Here is a 15727-nt window from a genome sequence, read left to right as displayed (position 1 = left end):
ATGTCACGTAAAGCCAGAGCCGTCGATATTCCCGCCATCGGCGAGCTTGACCGCCGCGGCGGGCAGCTTAGTTTGCAGTTAGCCAGGGCGCTGAAAAACGCCATTCATAAAGGCGAGCTGAAAAGCGGCGATCTGCTGCCGTCCACCCGCGTGCTGGCAAAGGCTTTGTCCCTTGCACGCGGCACGGTGCTGGAAGCTTTCGAACAGCTGGTCGCGGAGGGGTTTCTGGAATCCAGACATGGCTCCGGCACTCGGGTAGCGTATGCCCCGGAAAGCCCCGCTCCCATGGTGAAAACCAGCCGCTCGGCCCCGCTCCCCCTTTCTGCCCAGGCCCAGGCGTTCGCCAGAGTAGGCGAGCAGCTAAAAACGCTGGCGCCGAAGCCGTTTGCCGTTTCCGTCCCGGTCGGCGATACCGCACCGGGCGACGTATGGCGCAGGCTCGGCAACCGTATCCGCGCCCGCGGGGCTGGCGCACCGTCGGGATACGCCGATCCGCAGGGCGCACGAGCGCTGCGGGAGGCCATCTGCGAATACGTCAGAAAGTCGCGCTCGGTGCGCTGCACCCCGGACGAGGTCATCATCACCTCCGGCAACCAGCACGGCCTCTACCTGACGCTGCAAATCCTGCTGGAGGCCGGGGATTCGCTCTGGATGGAGGAGCCGGGCTACCCCGGCGCGACTTCGCTATTCGAAACGATGTTCCGCGACCGCACGATGGTCAAAGTCGCCGTTGATGACGAAGGGCTGGACGTTGAGCTGGGTAAAAAACTGGCGCCCCATGCCCGCGCCGCCTTCGTTACGCCTTCACATCAGTACCCGCTAGGCATGCCGCTCAGTATGTCCCGCCGTGCCGCTTTGCTGGAGTGGGCGCAGGCAAACCAGGCCTGGATTATTGAGGACGACTACGACAGCGAGATGCGCTATGCGGGCCATCCGTTCCCGGCGCTACAGGGTCTGGGGCCGGAGAACGTCATCTACCTCGGCACCTTCAGTAAAATCCTCTTCCCGTCCCTGCGCCTTGGCTATGCCGTGGTGCCAAAGCAGCTGGTTTCGGCCTTTTGCGGGGCGCGCATCCTGATGGACAGGCAGCCCCCCGGTGCCGATCAGCACGTGCTGGCTAGCTTTATCTCCGAGGGCCACCTCGACCGCCACCTGCGTAAAATGCGCGGCGTTTACGCCGAGAAGCGGCGGGTGCTGATGGCGGCAGTAGAGCAATACATCTCTCCCGACGTCGCCTGGCTGCAGCCCTGCGATCAGGGAATGCATATGGTGCTTTGGCTGCGCCCCGGCCTGGACGACCATCAGGTTGTTGGGCAGGCGATGCAGGCCGGTATTTCCGTCCGCGCGGTGTCGCATATGTTTACGCCAGGCAGGCAAAGGTCCGGCATTTTGCTGGGGCTGGGCGGCTACGGTGACGAAGAGATCGCTCGCGCCGTGCAGCGCCTGAATGAAGTGCTATGCTCCAGCCCCTCGGGTTGACTTCCTGTTCTGCGCAATCTGTCAGCGGGAAACGGCCCCAGCTCTTAATTTAAAAATTTTTCTGCCTGATTTCCCGTTTCGCGTGACCTCTCTGAAGCAGTACTTCTTGTGACTCACCTTCAGGGATACATCATGACGATAAAAAATAACGGAAAGGCTACGGCCATTTCCGACGCGAGCCAGCCTGCACCGCTCCTTCGCGCCCCGCTTGCGTCTGGCATTGCCTTATCTGGCCTGCTGGCGCTGGCAACCGGTTTACCGACAGTCTCCTGGGCGGCAGAAGCCAGCTCAGCCGCCAGCCAGCCATTTTCCGTGCCTGCCGGGCCGTTGAGCGGCGCCCTGCAAACGCTGGCGAATGACGCCAACGTGATGCTGGTCTTCACCCCGGATCAAACGTCAAACAAAACGACCTCCGGTCTCAAGGGAACCTATTCCGTCCAAAGTGCCTTTGATCATCTGCTGGCAGGCAGCGGCCTGAAAGCGGTGCGGGACGACAACAGCTATCGGCTTGTTTCCCTGGCAGCCCCCTCCTCCGAAGCCGCCCCGATTATCGTCCCGGAGCTTTCCGTAGTCAGCGGGCTGGATGACAGCGTCGTTGCCGGGCGCTCAACGCTTAAAAAAGAAAATATCGAGCGTATTCAGGCCGATAACGTCGCTGCCCTGCTGGATAAGCTGCCGGGTGTTTCTTCCGCCGGTTCACCTCGCCCGGGCGGGCAGAGCCTGAATATCTGGGGCATGGGCGGCATGGAAGATATCAAAGTGACGCTGGATGGCGCGCCGAAAGGGTTTGAGAAGTATCGCCAGGGGTCAGTGTTTATCGAGCCGGAGCTTATCAAGCAGATCGACGTCGATAAGGGCCCGTTTAACCTCGCCAACGGCAACGGCGGCTTCGGCGGCAGCATTAAAATCGTCACCAAAGACGCGGCCGACCTCCTGCTGCCCGGTGAAAACTTTGGCGGCATGCTGAAATACGGCTTCCACACCAACGATAATCAGAATATCTACAGCGGTGCTCTGTATGGCAAAACGCCGGAAGGTTTTGCCGACGGCATGATCTACGCCAGCAAACGCGACGGCGGCAACATTACCCGCCCGGACGGCACCCATTTCGACTATTCCGCCAACCGACAGGGCACCTGGCTGGCCAAAACCAACCTCTATCTGACCGACGCACAGACGCTGACGCTTTCGGCCATGCACTCGGCATCCACCGGCTGGCAGCCCTTCGCCGCTAAGCGGGACGAAATCGCCGCCCCGAGCCAGGCCGAGGTTGATAGATACGGGTTAGATGAAGCCTGGCGCAGAAAGCTGGTGTATCGCGATCAGACCGACGAAAACTACTCCGTGAAGTGGAACCTGGCTCCGGCAGACCAGCCGTGGCTGGATTTGACGCTGAGCTACGCATATTCCAAAACCAAACAGCACGATACCCGCCCCGACTCCGCAGGCGCCTCCAGCTTCCTGGGCTCGCTCGGCAATGAGAGCTGGGTGGACTACAAAGACAATCTGGTGGAGATCAATAACAAGAGCCGATTCAGCACCGGGCCGGTGGATCACCTGCTGGAAATCGGCGCCAGCTGGCATAAAAATCAACGCGATGCGCTGATGTACTACCCTAGCTACAAGAAGAACGCGGCCTACAACTACGGCTATTTCCAGCCCTACTACATGCCGGCCGGGGAGCAGCAAACGCGCGGCCTGTATGTGCAGGACAGTATGACGCTCGGCAGCGTCACCTTGACGCCGGGCGTGCGCTACGACAGCGTCACTAACACCGGCGAGCCAAACATCGCCCCGATGTACAACAGCAGCGATCCTAAAGTCGGCCACAACTACAGCAGCAAAAGTTATCACGGCTTTACGCCTGCGCTTGGGCTGGTCTGGAAAGCCACGCCGAATATGTCGCTGTTTGCCGATGTCACCCGAACATGGCGGGCGCCAACCATTGATGAGCAGTACACCGTGCAGTACGCGCTGTCTAACGTTTCCGGCTCAAGCCGCGACCTGAAGGTGGAAACCATCAACAGCGTTCGCGGCGGGATGATCCTGGACTTCAATAATCTGCTCGCGGACGACGACAGCGTGCAAATCCGCACCACGCTATTCCGCAACCGCGGCAAGGACGAAATTTTCTACCGCCGCGGCGTGCTGTGCGGCGCACAGTCGGTGAAAAGTGGCGCTAACTGCGGCTCCCCGCTGTCGAACTACCGCAACCTGCCGGGATACACCATTCAGGGGCTGGAAATCGAATCGTTTTACGACAGCCGCCGCCTGTTCGGCAGCCTGTCGTTCTCCACTATTCGTGGCCAGCGCGACGCTTCACCGCGCGACCCGTGGGGCAACAAAACCTGGCTTGCAGAAATTCCGCCCGTCACCGCGCACACCACGCTGGGCGTAAAAGCCCCGGAGTGGAATATGACGTTCGGCTGGACTATGGACATGGCGCGTAAACAGGACCGTTCTCCGAAGGATGGCGATCCGTTAGCGGGCATCTGGGCGCTGCCAAAAACCAGCGGCTACGCGCTGCAGGGCCTGTTTGCTAGCTGGCAGCCGGAGCAGGTGAAAGGCATGGAGGCCCGCATTGCCGTTGATAACCTGTTTAACACCGACTACTACCCGTACCTGGGCGAATCCGTCTCCGGTATCGGCCGCAACATCAAGCTGAGTATTTCGCAGAAATTCTGATGTGTTACCCGCAGCGCCAGCCCAGGCGCTGCTTTTCCATCGCCCATGCCCCGGGCAAAAATAGATTAATACTTCGCAATCTCTTGACATAAAAACACGGAAATGAAAATAATAATGATTATCATTTAATAAATAATCACGCCCTGATACCGATCGATGGTGAGTCACGTCATGTCCCGTTCCCAACTGGTTGCGCAGAAGCTTTACTGCGATCATCAGCGCTGGCTTTACCACTGGCTGCGCAATAAGGTCGGCTGCCCGGAACAAGCGCAGGATCTGACCCAGGATACCTTTATTAAGATCCTGGTCAGCCCCGATCTGGTGTCCATTCGCCAGCCGCGCCCTTTTCTCGCCACGGTTGCCCGAAGGCTGATTGCCAACCATTATCGCCGCAAGAAAATCGAAGAGGCCTGGCTGGAAGCGCTGGCCTCCCGGCCGGAACAGGAACACCCCTCCCCGGAAGCCAGGCTGCTGATCCTCGAAGTGCTGGAACAGATTGATACGGCGCTGGACGGCCTGCCCTCTCAGGTAAGAGAGGCTTTCTTGCTGGCGCATCTCCAGGGAATGCGTTATTGCGATATCGCCGAGCGCCTGCGGGTCTCCAGCAGCTCCGTTAAGCAATATCTCCAGCGCGCCAATCTTCACTGCTTCTTCGCGATAAACTAATGACCTCACGCCCTTTCATTGACCAAAACGAGCAAGCAATCGGCCGGGACAGCGCCTACGCCGCCGCCTCATGGCTTACGCTGATGATGTCGGACGACGTTAGCGAGCAGGACAAAGCCGACTGGCAAAAATGGCTGGCGGAGAGCGACGATAACCAGCGCGCCTGGCAGCATATTGAAACGATGTGCGCCAGCTTTCGGCAGGTTGACGGCAAACTTGCGCAGAAAAGCCTCTCTTCGCTAAAAAACAGCGGCAGGCGTCGCGCTCTAAAAGGGCTGGGGGCTCTGCTGCTGATCGGAGGTTCACTGGAATGGGGTCGACAGCAGCACAGCTGGGAGGCGTTAACCGCCGATTACAGCAGCGCTACGGGCGAACAGCGACAGGTTGAGCTAAGCGAAGGTAGCCAGCTCTTGCTGGACACTCAAACCGCGCTAAATGTGCATTTTACCCCACAACAGCGCCAGATTGAGCTGCTCCGCGGCGACCTGCTGATAACTACCGGGCAACGGGAAAAACTGTCGGCCTGGCCCCGACCCTTTAGCGTGATCACCCCCCACGGCAAAGTGCTCGCGCTGGGCACTCAATTCCGGGTAAAGCTGGAACAGGAGCGCACCCATATTGCCGTGTACCACGGAGCAGTACGCCTTTATCCGCGCAGCTCCGGGCTGGCCGGGCTTCAGCTCAGCGCGGGCCAGGGCGCCTGGCTTACTCGCGAAACCTCCGGTGGCCTGCACAGCGGGGAAAAAGAACCCGGCTGGGTTCACGGCAAGCTGCTGGCCGACAATATGCCACTGGGCGACTTCCTGCGGGAAGTGAACCGCTACCGCACGGGCGTACTGCGCTGCGATGAGGACATCGCCTCTCTGCGGCTGTCTGGCGTTTTCCTGCTGGCAAATACCGATGAGATTCTGGCCGCCTTACCCCGCGTCCTGCCCGTCAGGATAAATACGCTATCGCGCTACTGGGTGAGCCTTTCACGGCAGTGAATAATTCCTCACAGAGGGTTAATTCATGGTGATTGTCTCGTTATTCGTTCGAATCTGCCCGTTTACCAGCTTCACGTGTCCTCTCTCCTGTCACTACTGAAACCACAACCAGCAGCCCGGCTGCGGAGTATTTTGTTATGCCTTCTATCCTGCCGATAAGAAAGCCCTTTCCTGCCTGGTCCGAGGGCCTGCCCTCCTCACGTCGCGGCATCGGGCTACTGTTGGCGCTTTTGCTGCACGCGGGCGTTTTCCTCTGGCTAACCAATCGGCCTGCGCAGGAGCAAACGGCCACCGCGCCGCCGCCCATTGCGCTGATGCTCCTTCCTTCCGACGATCCGGCCTCTGTCGCCACGCCAGAAAGGCAGCCCGACAAGATCAAGCAGATCCGATCGGCTGCACCTCAGGAGAAGGCCGAGCCGAAGGAAGCGGTGAAAAGCGTGGAGGCGCCGAACCCGGAGATCGTTGTGGCCAAAAAAGCGCGCCATAGGGCCATCACCAAACCTCAGCCAGTTACTCCGCACAACGCGGAAGTGCCGCCGGCCCCTGCGCCACCTGCGCCTGAAACCCACGCCCCCGCCAGCCATCCGCAGCAAAGCGCCGGCAGAGCAGGAAGCAGCGCCGTGAGCGCCCCCAGCCCGGGGGAAGTGAACTGGGTTGGATTACTGCGTCAGCGGCTCGATCGCTTCAAACGTTACCCGGCTCAGGCTTTGCGCCAGCAGGCCCAGGGCGTGGTTTACCTGAGCCTGACGCTGAACAGAGAGGGACAGGTCCTCAGCGTAGTGCTGGCAAAAAGCAGCGGCACGCCCACGCTGGATCGGGAAGCGCTCGCCCTGCCAGCACGCGCAACACCTCTGCCAGCCCCCACCGAAGATATCGCTGCGGGCCAGCCGCAAATTACCCTCACGCTGCCGATCCGCTTCGATCTCCGCCAGTAAAACCCTTTGCTCAATGCTCGATAATGCAGCATTGAGCATAATATTTCTGCACGATCGTTACAGATCACAATAACAAGTCCTTTATTACGCTAACATTGCACAATCGAGCATTAGATCTTATTTTAATCGAGCAACAACGAGCAATGAAACTTTAGCGAGGATGCAGCAGTGAGAAACAATCATGTAGGACACATCGTGATGAAAGAATCGACGATTGCCGATGGCGTCACCAAAGTGGCCAGGCAGCTTAATAGTCGCTATCACGAAGCGGTGGTGATCACGGTCGTGCCCGGTGGGATCCTGTTTACCGCCGACCTGGTCAGACAGCTAACTTTTGATATTTCAATGGACTACATTTCATGCCCGCATACGCCGGGCGACAGAAATAATGGCTCCCCTCTCGTTTACCACGACAATATTGGCATCAGGGGTAAAGAGGTGATTCTGGTGGATGACGCCATCGAGTCCGGCGGCACCATGAAACGCCTGGTCGACCATTTAACCGAAAACTACGCGCCGAAATCTCTCTCTATTGCCACTTTATTTGTGAAACCTGGCCGCGTAGAGATCCCCGTCGAGCAATGTTATGCCTACATCATGGACAACGATGACCTGCTCATTGGCTACGGCATGCCGTGGCAAAACAAGTACCGCAACCTGCCCTTCGTTTCAAAACTAAAAATATAAACGCCCACAGAACGCTTACCGATGGAATAACAACATGATAAAGCTAGTTATTACTGACCTGGACGGCACTTTTCTCAATGGCCACGGCGACTATGACCGCGCACTATTTGCGGAAATACACCGCTTAATGGCAGAGCAAGGCGTCCATTTCGCCGCCTGTACCGGCAAACAATGCCAGCGGGTAGAAGAGCTGTTCGCCGATTATCGTCAGGATTTATGGATAATCGGCGACAGCGCCACGCGTATCAAAAGGAACGGCGAATATGTCTACGAATCGCTAATTAACAATGCGCTGGGGCTGCGGATTATTGAGACTCTGGAGGCCGCCAGCGACAGCCACGTGATTATTGCCTGCGGCAGCGAAAGCGCGTTTATCCGCAAAGATGTGCCGCAGCGGCTGAAAGACAAAATGCGTCAGTCCTACGCCAGCCTGGCGCAGGTGGACTCTTTTGCCGAACTCGAGGGTGATTTCGTGAAAATCAGCGTTTATGACGAAGCAGGAAACTGCCCGCAGACTCGCCCGGCCCTGACGCCTTTTGAGCAAGATGTTTATATCGTGGTGTCCGAGGCGGCGTGGATAGATATTGCCGACTCTGGCGTTCACAAAGGGACCACGGTGCAAAAGCTCCAGCAGTTACTGAACGTCAGCCCGGCGGAAACCCTGGCGTTTGGCGACGGCTATAATGACCTGGAGCTGCTGGCTCAGGCGGAGTATAGCTTTGCGATGCGGAATGCTTTTGAGGAAACGAAGGCCGCCGCCCGATTTATTACCGGCAGCAATAATGAAAGCGCCGTGCAGCACACGATAAAAAGCCTGCTGGCGCTGCAAAACTAAATCTGAATACGGGCGGCAACTCACCGCCCGTTTCGCTAACCAGCCACTTCAATATGCAGGTTAACTTCGCTGAAATCGGTAATTTTGGTTTCAGCGCTGACCACCACCACGTCAATATCTTCGCAGGGCGCCACTTTGTAGCGCGCCACCTGGGACATCTTGTTGGCCGTGACGGCGGCAATCGTCTCGTTGCTCTGGCTCAGCACTTCGCGTTTAAAGCAGGCATCTTCGTAGTAAACCGCGCTCAGCCCAGCCTGCGGATCCAGCCCGCACACGCCGATAAAGGCCTGGTCGAAAACCATACCGCGCAGCTGATTTACGGTATCGGAGCCAAGGGTGCTGCCGGTGAGCGGGTTAACTTTCCCGCCCAGCAAAATCAGCTCGCCTCGGGTTCGTCCGCTAAGCGCGGCGGCAATTTGCGGGGAGTTGGTGACGATAGTGAGATCAAGCTCTTCGGGGATAAACTCCACCATCGCCAGATAGGTTGAACCGGCATCGAGAAACACACAGGTGTTGGCTTTGAGCATTCCGGCGCACTTCCGCGCCACCTGAGATTTCTCGGCGACATCCTGCGACACGCGGGTTTCAAAACTGGCAGACTGCTGGAACTGGCTGATGGCGCCGCCATAAACCTTTTTGCACAGGCCACGACGCGCCAGCTCCTGCAAATCCCGGCGGATCGTGTGTTCGGACACGCCCAGCTTCCGCGCGACATCGGCGCCGATCACCCTGCCCGTTTCGGTCAGGATCTGGTGGATCATCGCCTGGCGCTGTTCAGGCAATGCATCATAATCAGTCACGTTTAGCCCTCAAATAGCTGCAATAGTGCATAACATAGCACAATCTATCATTCAGGCACGTAAGACTGAATTGCCCAGAGGAGAAAAGAGAGGAACGAATGCCTCTGCAATATTAATTAAAATATTGTCTTATTTTTTTCTCGCCACAATAAAGAGGCGAGGAAATGCCATTACTCTATTTCCATCCGCTTGCGCTGGATAGTGCTCATTAAGAAGGCTGCTATACCTTTCAAGGAAACGTTCTCTTTGCTGACTGGTTAACGCCTGCAGATAAAGCCGCATGCCGCTGCCTGAGCGCCAGTCAACTATCGCCTGAATGGATGGCATGACATGAAAGTATGTGGTTCGCCAGATATCAACGTCACAACCTGCAGCGGTTAAAAGATCATAATATTCATTGATTGTCAGTAATGCTTCACGCTCTGAATCTGCGCAATCAAATTCAGCCGCAACTTGCCGCATAAGGGTATGCGTATATTCTCCCCAGTTATCTGGCATTTGTACGGCTAATACCCCTTCTGCACTAAGCTGCTGCACAAGATGTGGAAAAACATGCTGATGATTGGGTATCCACTGCATAGACGCATTGGCGAAAATAACATCTTGTTTACTATCAGGTTTCCATGTTGCGATATCCGCATTTTCAAACTGGCAAGCGGGGAGGTTTTCCCGCGCTCTGGCTAACATTTCTGGCGAATTGTCCAGGCCTGTTATTTTTGCTTCAGGTGCCAATGCATAGAGTAATGCCGTCGAGTTCCCCGGACCGCAGCCAATGTCAGTGTACGTTTTGGCCATCGGATGATTAATTTTAGCTAATAATTCCATCGCCGGCCTTGTGCGTTCATTTTCAAACTTTAAATACAGCGCTGGATTCCAGTCTTTTAAACTTTCCATTTAACACCTCATTCAAGTTTACTTAAAAATGTATTTTCAACGTTCGAAAGAAGAAAACAATTTGGCCTCTTAATTTACCGTTCCTGCCATATCGCTTTAAATAAAAATGCTATGCCACAGCCCTTTCACTTCGCTTGAGTAATATTGCTGAGAAACAGGCAATAATTCCCCCCAAGCCTAAGACACTATACGCGAGCCACCAACTATTACTCGCATCCAGGGCCATACCAAATAAAAAAGGTGAAAACGATCCACATCCAAAACCAAGTAAAGAACGGACCCCCATGACTTTACCTATTTTTTCAGCTGGGACATTATCAGCAATCGCCGCAGATAACACACCCGAGTCGCCTAAAATAAAAAAACTGCCAAGAAAAGCCAAAGCGATAGACCAGGCTGCGCCCCATGAAACGGACATCCCCATCAGAACTGAACTTATTGCTCCTCCTGCACCCATAAAAATCAGAACGGCAGTACGGTTAAAATAATCGGATATTGAACCTACCAGCAGTGTTGAAAGCATGCCGGATAAGTGGATAGTAAAAGTAATGATTAATCCGGTTGTCAGAGGACTGAAATTTTCATTTACGAGCGCATGTGCAATCATACTGGGTGTCCACGCCCAACTGCCTAACAACTCCCAGCAATGAGCAATATAGCCAACTAACAACAGCAACGCGGTCAGTTTAAAACGGGAGTTATCCGTTTTCTTTAATGTGCAGGTGGTCTCACACAACTCTTCTTTGTAATGATACAGCGCCAAACTACTGAGTAATGCCCCGGCTAGCACACCCAGCGAGCACAAATAAAAGGCAAATGAAACATTTTTGAAGGCCGAGCCCCAGGAGGCAATGAAAAGAGAAAGAAGGTAGCCCAGCGAGCCGGCCGTCAGAATCATACCCACCGAATATCCTCTCTTATGTATACTGCTCATTTTTAACGCCAGCAGCATTGATGGTGTATAAGCCCCTCCCTGTGTCAGTCCCACCAGTATTATTATCACCATGGCGGAAGTATATGAATGTGCGGCATAAGCAAAAAGAAACAGCGCCGCCACTGCCAGCCAGGAGAACATTAAATACACTCTTTTGGCGCCAAAATAATCACATAGCCACGATGTCGAAAATAAGCCAAGCGCATTTGCGATATTAAAGGCCGTTTGAATCGCACCTGCCGATGACGCATCAAGATGCCATTCGGCCCTGATAACCGGCAATGCACCCGCGTACGCCATCGTACCAAAAGATGCGCCGACACGACCGATGCAGAGTGTATAGAACGGCTTCATTTATATTTCCCTTTGAAAAAAATGGGTATCTATAAACGCGTCGAATTTATTTCCTACATTTTTCAGGCCGCCACAATAAGTAAATCCGTTATTAATATGAAATTTATATGATGGACTGTTAACCTGCCCTGTGACAACACAGATCATTTGCCTGAAGCCCTGCCTTTTGCAATGATAAAAGAGTTCTTGCAGTAATGCTGACCCCAGGCCTATTCCTTGAAAAGAGGAGGCTATATAAATAGATCCTTCAACAGTGTAACGATACCCTTCACGAGACCTGTAACGCGATGCGTAGGTGAAACCTGCAATTTTCTCATCCACTTCACAAACCAGAAATGGACAATGTGTTTCATGGGCCTTAGCTAATCGGCCTGACATTTCTTGATAGCTCGGCAATTGTATTTCAAATGTCACGGTGGATTTCAAAACATAATAAGAATAGATATCTATTATCCCGTTAATATCATTATATTCAGCCGCCCTAATGTTCATTTTAAACATTTCGCATCCCCCCAAAATCACTTTTGATTGATGTTAAAGAGTGGAGAATGCTTCTGACAAACGATCTTTTCTCTCTCGCCTGGTTGAGCTAAACTCAATCAATGAAAAAACCACTCTCTCTGCCTCATTTGCCCGCCTTTGAGGCCGCAGCGCGCAGAAACAGCTTTAGCGCAGCGGCAGATGAGCTTTTCATCACCACCGGCGCCGTGAGTCGTCACATTAGAAGCCTTGAGGAACAGCTTGGTACGCAGCTATTTTACCGGGCTCATAAATCGGTAAGGCTTACGGAGGCGGGAGAAGCATTTTCCAGGGTTGCAACCCGGTTATTAACTGAACTTTCTGAGGCAGAAAAAAAACTAAGCGCCATAGCACCTTCAGCGCGGCTAACCGTCCAGTGTCTTCCGACATTTGCCATGCACTGGCTAATGCCCAGGCTGACTGATTTCAACGAACTGCATCCAGAGCTCACCGTAGATGTCACGACAAGTATCGGGCCCGTGAATCTCTCCGTTCCTTTTGATATCGCCATACGCAGAAACCCGGCGCATTTTGCAGGTCTCAAAGCTCAGCCATTTCTCAACGAAACCAGCCTGCTCGTCTGTAGCGCCGGGTATTTGCGAACCCGGCCATTACCCTCCCCTGAAAGGTTAGAGGGCCATGTAAAACTCGCCATTAGGGCACGGGAAGATTTATGGAAAAGCTGGCACGATACGTTTTCTGGTAGCCAGGATACCGTGTCCAACGTCATTACGCTTGACCACACCTTTGCCGCGATTCAGGCGGCCGAAGATGGGTTAGGGCTGGCGGTGATCCCTTTGCTGTTTTGCGCAAAACATCTCAACTCAGGGAGACTGGTATCACCGTTTGACGATCGTGTGATCAATACAGGCTCTTATTCACTGCTGTGGCATGGCAGGCATGATGAGGCAGTAAAAAAATTTACTGACTGGCTCTGCTCATTTGATACTTAATCGATGGCTGAAGCTCAGCCGCCCTCAACCAGCGCCTGCGCACACGCCCAGGCGGAGCTCCAGGCCCACTGGAAGTTATAGCCACCCAGCCAGCCGCTGACGTCCATCACTTCGCCAATAAAATAGAGGCCCGGGGCTTTTTTCGCTTCCATGGTGCGGGAGGAAAGCTCGTTGGTATCCACACCGCCGAGGGTCACTTCCGCCGTGCGATAGCCTTCGGTACCGTTAGGCTGTACGCGCCAGGCTTGCAGGGTTTCGACCAGTTCGCTTTGCTGGCGGCTGTTAAGCTGCTTCAGCGTCACGTCCGGGATTTGTTGGAGCTGTTGCAGGCATTCCACAAGGCGCTTAGGTAACACCATTGCCAGCGTGTTTTTCAGGCTCTGATTCGGGTGCACGTTACGCTGCTCGTTGATAAAGCCGTCCAGATCGGTGTCCGGCAGCAGGTTGACGCTGACGAATTCGCCCGGCTGCCAGTAGCTGGAGAGCTGCAGGACGGCAGGGCCGGAAAGGCCGCGATGGGTAAACAGCAGGCTTTCACGGAAACTGACGCCATTTTCAGCGGTAATGACGGAGGGCACCGAGACGCCGGACAGCACCTGGAGCTGTTCAAGCAACGGTTTATGCAGGGTAAACGGCACCAGGCCCGCACGGGTCGGCAGCACCTTCAGGCCAAACTGCTCGGCCACTTTATAGCCGAAGGGCGTTGCCCCCAGACCCGGCATCGACAAACCGCCGGAAGCGATCACCAGCTTAGCCGCCTGTACGCTGCTGCCGTTGAGCTGCAGGGTATAACCTTGCTCGTCACGCTCAATGCTCAGCACTTCGCTGCGCAGGCGCATCGTCACACGGCCTTTTTCACACTCGGCCACCAGCATATCGACAACCTGTTGGGCAGAGTCATCGCAGAACAGCTGACCGAGGGTTTTCTCATGCCAGGCGATGCCGTGTTTGCCCACCATGTCGATAAAGTCCCACTGGGTGTAGCGCGCCAGCGCAGATTTGCAGAAATGCGGGTTTTGGCTCAGATAGGCCGCGGGCTCGACATAAAGATTGGTAAAGTTGCAGCGGCCGCCGCCGGACATGAGGATTTTACGGCCCGGTTTTTTTCCATTATCAATCAGCAATACGCGACTGCCCGCCTGCCCGGCCATCGCCGCACAAAACATTCCCGCTGCACCCGCACCTATAATAATGGCATCAAACTTTTCCACGACCGACTCCCGACTATGCTTAAGGCAACGGATTGTAAAGACCTGCGGCTGGTCGCACCAGCTTTAAGGTGAAGAACAAATGCAGGTGATTGATAAACAAAATGTAAATCATTGCCGCTGGTCGCCGGAGGGCGACTAAAATCAAAAAAAGTCCAGATTTCACTTTGCCGCGGTGGAGGTTGTCTTACATAATGCGCCGCGTTCATGTCCTCAAAATGGCGTAACGTCTATGCTACATTTGTTTGCCGGCCTGGATCTTCATACCGGGCTTTTACTTTTGCTTGCTCTGGCATTTGTGCTGTTCTACGAAGCTATTAATGGTTTCCACGATACGGCCAACGCAGTAGCAACGGTTATTTATACCCGCGCTATGCGATCGCAACTTGCGGTGGCAATGGCTGCGTTATTTAACTTCTTCGGCGTTCTGCTCGGTGGACTGAGCGTGGCCTATGCCATTGTGCATATGCTGCCTACTGATCTGCTGTTAAACGTAGGTTCATCCCATGGTCTCGCCATGGTGTTCTCTATGTTGCTGGCCGCTATTATCTGGAACCTCGGCACCTGGTACTTCGGTCTGCCGGCCTCCAGCTCACATACGCTTATCGGTGCCATCATCGGTATCGGTTTGACCAACGCGCTGCTGACCGGCACCTCGGTTGTCGACGCGCTGAATATCCCGAAAGTCATGGGGATCTTCGCTTCATTAATCCTTTCCCCGATTGTCGGGCTGGTGATTGCCGGCGGGCTGATTTTCCTGCTGCGCCGTTACTGGAGCAACACCAAGAAAAAGCAGCGTATTCACCTGACGCCGGCGGAACGTGAAAAGCAAGACGGCAAGAAAAAGCCGCCTTTCTGGACGCGTATCGCCCTGATCTTGTCCGCTATCGGCGTGAGTTTCTCTCACGGCGCTAACGACGGTCAGAAAGGCATCGGCCTGATTATGCTGGTACTGATTGGCGTCGCGCCTGCTGGTTTCGTGGTCAACATGAACGCTTCCGGCTACGAAATCACCCGTACCCGTGACGCAGTGAACAACATCGAAACGTACTTCCAGCAGCACCCTGAGCTGCTGCAGAAGGCGACCGGTGCGGAACAGCTGATCCCTTCCCCGGAAGCGGGCGCAACGGAACCGGCTCAGTTCCACTGCCACCCGGCAAACGCTATCACCGCGCTGGACCGCGCGAAGCTGATGCTGACCGACATCGAAAGCTACGACAAGCTCAGCATCGAGCAGCGTAGCCAGCTGCGTCGCATCATGCTGTGCATCTCCGACACCACGGATAAAGTGGCGAAGCTGCCGGAAGTGAATGCGGACGATCAGCGCCTGCTGAAGAAGCTGAAAGGCGATATGCTCAGCACCATCGAATACGCGCCGGTCTGGATTATTCTGGCCGTCGCGCTGGCGCTGGGGATCGGCACCATGATCGGCTGGCGTCGCGTCGCGACCACCATCGGCGAGAAGATCGGTAAAAAAGGCATGACCTATGCGCAAGGGATGTCCGCGCAGATGACGGCGGCCGTTTCTATCGGTCTGGCAAGCTACACCGGGATGCCGGTTTCCACCACCCACGTACTCTCTTCCTCCGTGGCGGGGACGATGATCGTGGACGGCGGCGGCCTGCAGCGTAAGACGGTAACCAATATCCTGATGGCCTGGATATTCACCTTACCGGCTTCGATTCTGCTCTCCGGCGGGCTGTACTGGATTGCGCTGCGCTTCGTGTAAGCGGCAGCCAAAAGAAAAAGCGGGTCAGGTAACTGGCCCGCTTTTTTTATACTTGTCCATAAC

Annotated in this window: 14 protein-coding genes; 9 read left to right on the top strand and 5 right to left on the bottom strand. The window is 55.1% G+C overall.

The genetic code is table 11. From position 1 onward, the window contains the following. The 7 genes from pdxR to EL098_RS00420 all read left to right on the top strand — a co-directional run bounded on the left by pdxR (position 1) and on the right by EL098_RS00420 (position 8273). Positions 1 to 1479 carry a MocR-like pyridoxine biosynthesis transcription factor PdxR gene (gene pdxR, locus EL098_RS00450; protein WP_126354200.1) on the top strand — a complete coding sequence of 493 codons (1479 nt, stop codon included), beginning with the start codon at positions 1 to 3 and terminating at the stop codon, positions 1477 to 1479. Positions 1480 to 1611: 132 nt separating this feature from the next. Further along, positions 1612 to 4164: a TonB-dependent receptor gene (locus tag EL098_RS00445; protein ID WP_126354199.1), complete on the top strand. Its 2553-nt coding sequence runs from the start codon at positions 1612 to 1614 to the stop codon at positions 4162 to 4164. 171 nt (positions 4165 to 4335) lie between these two features. Then, entirely contained in the window at positions 4336 to 4830 is a 495-nt protein-coding gene (locus EL098_RS00440) for a sigma-70 family RNA polymerase sigma factor (protein ID WP_126354198.1), read from the top strand. Further along, complete coding sequence (locus tag EL098_RS00435; protein ID WP_126354197.1) at positions 4830 to 5816, top strand: FecR domain-containing protein; 987 nt, start codon at positions 4830 to 4832, stop codon at positions 5814 to 5816. Before EL098_RS00440 ends, EL098_RS00435 begins: the two co-directional genes overlap by 1 nt. 137 nt (positions 5817 to 5953) lie before the next feature. Beyond that, positions 5954 to 6751: an energy transducer TonB gene (locus tag EL098_RS00430; RefSeq protein ID WP_126354196.1), complete on the top strand. Its 798-nt coding sequence runs from the start codon at positions 5954 to 5956 to the stop codon at positions 6749 to 6751. Between the two features lie 168 nt (positions 6752 to 6919). After that, positions 6920 to 7438 carry a phosphoribosyltransferase gene (locus EL098_RS00425; RefSeq protein WP_232012279.1) on the top strand — a complete coding sequence of 173 codons (519 nt, stop codon included), beginning with the start codon at positions 6920 to 6922 and terminating at the stop codon, positions 7436 to 7438. Between the two features lie 34 nt (positions 7439 to 7472). Then, positions 7473 to 8273: an HAD-IIB family hydrolase gene (locus EL098_RS00420; RefSeq protein ID WP_126354195.1), complete on the top strand. Its 801-nt coding sequence runs from the start codon at positions 7473 to 7475 to the stop codon at positions 8271 to 8273. Between the two features lie 35 nt (positions 8274 to 8308). Here EL098_RS00420 and EL098_RS00415 read toward each other — a convergent pair whose 3' ends face one another. From EL098_RS00415 to EL098_RS00400, 4 genes are all read right to left on the bottom strand, one after another. Next, positions 8309 to 9073 (bottom strand): DeoR/GlpR family DNA-binding transcription regulator, encoded by a 765-nt coding sequence (locus EL098_RS00415; RefSeq protein ID WP_126354194.1) that lies wholly within the window; start codon positions 9071 to 9073, stop codon positions 8309 to 8311. Between the two features lie 129 nt (positions 9074 to 9202). Continuing rightward, the gene (gene tam, locus EL098_RS00410) at positions 9203 to 9967 is read right to left on the bottom strand and encodes a trans-aconitate 2-methyltransferase (protein WP_126354193.1); all 765 of its coding nucleotides are present in this window, start codon (positions 9965 to 9967) and stop codon (positions 9203 to 9205) included. A 109-nt stretch (positions 9968 to 10076) separates the two neighbouring features. Beyond that, positions 10077 to 11255, bottom strand: a complete 1179-nt coding sequence (locus EL098_RS00405; RefSeq protein ID WP_126354192.1) for an MFS transporter — start codon at positions 11253 to 11255, stop codon at positions 10077 to 10079. After that, positions 11256 to 11756 carry a GNAT family N-acetyltransferase gene (locus EL098_RS00400; RefSeq protein ID WP_126354191.1) on the bottom strand — a complete coding sequence of 167 codons (501 nt, stop codon included), beginning with the start codon at positions 11754 to 11756 and terminating at the stop codon, positions 11256 to 11258. It lies immediately after the preceding gene. A gap of 101 nt (positions 11757 to 11857) precedes the next feature. Here EL098_RS00400 and EL098_RS00395 point away from each other — a divergent pair, with 101 nt between their 5' ends. Continuing rightward, a complete protein-coding gene (locus EL098_RS00395) occupies positions 11858 to 12727 on the top strand; it encodes a LysR substrate-binding domain-containing protein (RefSeq protein WP_126354190.1) in 870 nt (289 codons plus the stop codon). 14 nt (positions 12728 to 12741) lie between these two features. On the opposite strand, the gene EL098_RS00390 is transcribed toward EL098_RS00395, so the two are convergent. Next, positions 12742 to 13938 carry a BaiN/RdsA family NAD(P)/FAD-dependent oxidoreductase gene (locus tag EL098_RS00390; RefSeq protein ID WP_126354189.1) on the bottom strand — a complete coding sequence of 399 codons (1197 nt, stop codon included), beginning with the start codon at positions 13936 to 13938 and terminating at the stop codon, positions 12742 to 12744. Positions 13939 to 14167: 229 nt separating this feature from the next. Between EL098_RS00390 and pitA the strand changes: the two genes are divergently transcribed. Further along, the gene (gene pitA, locus EL098_RS00385; RefSeq protein WP_126354188.1) at positions 14168 to 15664 is read left to right on the top strand and encodes an inorganic phosphate transporter PitA; all 1497 of its coding nucleotides are present in this window, start codon (positions 14168 to 14170) and stop codon (positions 15662 to 15664) included. Positions 15665 to 15727: the final 63 nt, after the last annotated feature.

Source organism: Cedecea lapagei (genome assembly GCF_900635955.1).
Taxonomy (GTDB): domain Bacteria; phylum Pseudomonadota; class Gammaproteobacteria; order Enterobacterales; family Enterobacteriaceae; genus Cedecea; species Cedecea lapagei.
Note: the sequence above shows the minus strand (reverse complement) of the source record. Positions and strands in the feature narration are given on the sequence as shown.

What these genes read in the sequence shown, in the direction of transcription:
- EL098_RS00405 (WP_126354192.1), bottom strand. Translation starts at nt 11,255, where the DNA reads ATGAAGCCGTTCTATACACTCTGCATCGGTCGTGTCGGCGCATCTTTT.
- EL098_RS00395 (WP_126354190.1), top strand. Translation starts at nt 11,858, where the DNA reads ATGAAAAAACCACTCTCTCTGCCTCATTTGCCCGCCTTTGAGGCCGCA.
- tam (WP_126354193.1), bottom strand. Translation starts at nt 9,967, where the DNA reads ATGGAAAGTTTAAAAGACTGGAATCCAGCGCTGTATTTAAAGTTTGAA.
- EL098_RS00435 (WP_126354197.1), top strand. Translation starts at nt 4,830, where the DNA reads ATGACCTCACGCCCTTTCATTGACCAAAACGAGCAAGCAATCGGCCGG.
- EL098_RS00430 (WP_126354196.1), top strand. Translation starts at nt 5,954, where the DNA reads ATGCCTTCTATCCTGCCGATAAGAAAGCCCTTTCCTGCCTGGTCCGAG.
- pitA (WP_126354188.1), top strand. Translation starts at nt 14,168, where the DNA reads ATGCTACATTTGTTTGCCGGCCTGGATCTTCATACCGGGCTTTTACTT.
- EL098_RS00440 (WP_126354198.1), top strand. Translation starts at nt 4,336, where the DNA reads ATGTCCCGTTCCCAACTGGTTGCGCAGAAGCTTTACTGCGATCATCAG.
- EL098_RS00400 (WP_126354191.1), bottom strand. Translation starts at nt 11,756, where the DNA reads ATGTTTAAAATGAACATTAGGGCGGCTGAATATAATGATATTAACGGG.
- EL098_RS00420 (WP_126354195.1), top strand. Translation starts at nt 7,473, where the DNA reads ATGATAAAGCTAGTTATTACTGACCTGGACGGCACTTTTCTCAATGGC.
- pdxR (WP_126354200.1), top strand. Translation starts at nt 1, where the DNA reads ATGTCACGTAAAGCCAGAGCCGTCGATATTCCCGCCATCGGCGAGCTT.
- EL098_RS00445 (WP_126354199.1), top strand. Translation starts at nt 1,612, where the DNA reads ATGACGATAAAAAATAACGGAAAGGCTACGGCCATTTCCGACGCGAGC.